Here is a 3,413-nt window from a genome sequence, read left to right as displayed (position 1 = left end):
TATTAGCATTATAAAGCTACTGATAACGAAACTATAATAGCGCGCCTTCAAGGTGTTTGAAGTTAAGTGTATTACGCTATGAATAATTCTTAATGCAACATAAACCCAAGCAAGGGCAACAAATACAGTACCAACAGCATTGACTTGCAGAGCTGTTAAACACGCAATAAAAAACAGCACAGGCATTTCGAATTGATTGATAAAGTTACGATCTGCCACGCGAACATTATCCCCAGCCTTTTCAAGCTCCATTGTTAAGAAGTCTTTCATCTCGATGGTTTTTTGTTTTGCAGCACGAAAACGACGCTTACCCATAATGTACATGACTGCAAAAGTCAGAAAGACCTGAGTGAACATTGCTACAATTAGCCACTTTTCCATAGCTCATCCTTTGTTATAGTTATTGCTATTAATCTTAACCGTAAGTATTGCATTTTCACAATGTGTTACAAAGTTTTGCTGTAACTTAGCTGAAAAGCATTGAATTGCGGCGCTCGAAAACACATGATAAATAAAAATTTATTCAATTTCTAATGGATACAAAATAATGAAAAAAATAATGGGACTCAGTGCAATCGCTTTTGCAGTGTTAGCTGGTTGTTCTTCTACTTCTACCACAACGCCTCCTGCAGCTAATACTAACCTTATTCCTGACTCGTTAGTTATCAGCCCAAACGACACCCGTGAGTACAAAACATTAAAACTAGATAACGAAATTGATGTAATTTTGATTTCAGATCCTAGTGCTGAAAAATCAGCTGCTGCTTTGAGTGTAGGCGTTGGTTTATTGCACGACCCTATGTCGCAACAAGGCATGGCGCACTACCTAGAGCATATGCTGTTCCTTGGTACAGACCGCTACCCAGACACTAAAGGTTACAGTGATTTCATGACCAAAAATGGTGGCGCACATAACGCTTACACCTGGTTAGATATCACAAACTACATGTTCAAAGTAAACAATGATGCCTACGACGAAGCACTTGACCGCTTTGCTGATTTCTTTAAATCACCAAAGCTTTACCCTGAATACACAGACAAAGAAAAAAATGCGGTAAACGCAGAGTGGTCAATGCGTCGTGAAATGGACTTTTTTGGCCAATTTAAACTGGCACGTCAAATGATGGGCTCACACCCTGCAAACCGTTTCTTAATTGGTAACCTAGAAACTTTAGGTGACAAAGAAGGCAGCAATCTGCATAAAGAAACCGTTGCTTTCTATAACAAATATTATTCATCGAACATTATGAAAGTGGCGATGATCTCAAATCGTCCACTGGCTGAAATGGAAGCAAAAGCTAAACAGTATTTTGCTGATATTGAAAACAAAAAAATCGAAAAACCAACGGTGACTGATAAGTTAGACTTTTCTGTTGCTGGCGGAAAGCGTGTTTACTACTCACCAAATGAAGATGTAAAACAACTACAGTTAGAGTTCACAATTGCTGATAACAGTTCACAGTTTGCGGTTAAACCAAATCGTTTTGTTTCATACCTTTTAAGTAACGAAATGCAAGGCAGCCCGGCACAAATTTTACGTGATAAAGGCTGGGTGTCACGTCTATCTGCTTCTGATGCTCCAACACAATATGGTAACTACGGCAGCTTAACGGTTAATATTGAATTGACTGATGCTGGCATGCAAAACCGCGAAGAAATTGTGGCTATGGTTATGCAGTACATTGCGCTTATTAAAGAGCAGGGTGTTGATAGCAAATACTTTAATGAAATTCGTACATCGTTAAACAATGAATTTCAATTCCTCGAAAAAGGTGATGAGTTTGGTTATGTAAGTAACTTAACTGATAGCATGCAAAAATTCCCTGTGAACAACGCAATTAACGCACCTTATTATTATGCAAAGTTTGATGCAGATGCGGTGCAAAATGTCCTTTCGCAATTAAATGAAGATACTTTACGTATTTGGTATATTTCAAAACAAGAAGAGACAGATTCACAGCTGCATTTTTACGATGGTAAATATCGTATTGAAGATATCAGCGAGTCAGAAGTTGCAAGCTGGAATAAACCAAGTGAATACGCGTTAGCATTACCCACAGTAAACCGCTTATTACCTGAAAGCTTTGCAATTAAAACAGCTGAGTTTAAACAACAAGCGCACCCTGAACTCGTATTTGATAAGCAAGGCGTTAAAGTTTGGCGTCAAGCAAGTCAGCAGTTTGCTGAGCAGCCTAAAGGTCTTGTTGAAGTTTACATTAATACGCCAGATGCCCTTGTGAATGTAAAATCACAGGTTCTTTACTCAATTTGGGCTGATCTTTATAACTTACAACAAAGTAAATTAAGCACAGAAGCCGCTGTTGCAGGTATGAGTTTAGGGTTACAGCCAAGTAATGGCCTTGTGTTATCGCTTAGTGGTTTCACAGATAAACAAGATGTCCTTTTAGCTCAGGCGCTTGAAAATCTAACCTTAGAGGTGTCAGAAGAAGGTTTTGCCCAAGCAATCGATCGTTTTAAGCGTGATTTACTAAATCAGCAAAAACAGTTCCCGTTCTATCAAGCATTCGGTGAGTACTCTAAGCTTACTCGTAGTGGTAAATTTGATACTGAAACCTTGATTGCTGCGGCAGATGCGCTTACCTTAGGTGATTTTATGGCTATTAAGCAATCAACACTTGCTGCCAATGACTTACGCGTATTCACGTTTGGTAACTATAACCAAAATGATGTTGACGCTATTGCGAGTAAACTAACTGCAATTTTACCTAAAGGTCATGAAGCGACTGAGTTTGCCAGAAGCAAAGCTTGGTTACCTCAGGCTGGTGAACGTATTGTACTGCAAAAAGATATTGATGTAGCTGATGTAGCAATTATTGATATGGTTGTACACCCAACACCTGGCTATAAGCAAAAAGCGCAGGCACAAATCTTACAAAGCCACTTTAGAACTGTAGCGTTTGATAAGTTACGTACTGAAGAGCAATTAGCTTATGCGGTTGGTGCGCTAGCGCGTCCAATTGAAGACTACTCAGCATTGGGTCTTTATATTCAAACACCGGTTAAAGGTCCTAAAGAAATGCAAGCGCGTTTTGATGAGTTCAAAAAGCAATACGCTGTTGAGCTTGATAACATGACAGAAGAAACATTTGCACAACTTAAAAATGCAACGCTTGTGTCTTTAAAAGAGCAACCTAAGAATTTAAGTGATGAAATGTCGCCACTTATTACAGACTGGTATCGTGAGAACTTTAAGTTTGACTCTAAAGAAAAGCTTATCGCTGAAGTTGAAAAAGTAACCTTGGCTGATCTGAAAGATTATTACAAGAAAACGATGCTCAATAGTGAAGCTGCGCGTTTAAACATTCAAATGCGTGGTAGTAAGTTTGCAGACAAGCCATTTGCAGATCTGAAAAGCCAAACAAAAGTCGAAAACTTAGAAAGTTTTTATAAAG

General features: G+C 38.7%; 2 protein-coding genes. One reads left to right on the top strand and one right to left on the bottom strand.

The features are described 5' to 3' along the window. Positions 1 to 381 (bottom strand): MAPEG family protein (locus L1D51_RS20965; RefSeq protein WP_239964765.1); only part of this gene is annotated, 381 nt, incomplete at its 3' end. A 166-nt stretch (positions 382 to 547) separates the two neighbouring features. Between L1D51_RS20965 and L1D51_RS20960 the strand changes: the two genes are divergently transcribed. Further along, positions 548 to 3,413: insulinase family protein (locus L1D51_RS20960; protein WP_239964764.1), on the top strand; the 2,866-nt coding region annotated here is incomplete at its 3' end.

It is taken from the genome of Pseudoalteromonas shioyasakiensis, from assembly GCF_022398475.1.
In the GTDB taxonomy this organism is placed as follows: domain Bacteria; phylum Pseudomonadota; class Gammaproteobacteria; order Enterobacterales; family Alteromonadaceae; genus Pseudoalteromonas.
Note: the sequence above shows the minus strand (reverse complement) of the source record. Positions and strands in the feature narration are given on the sequence as shown.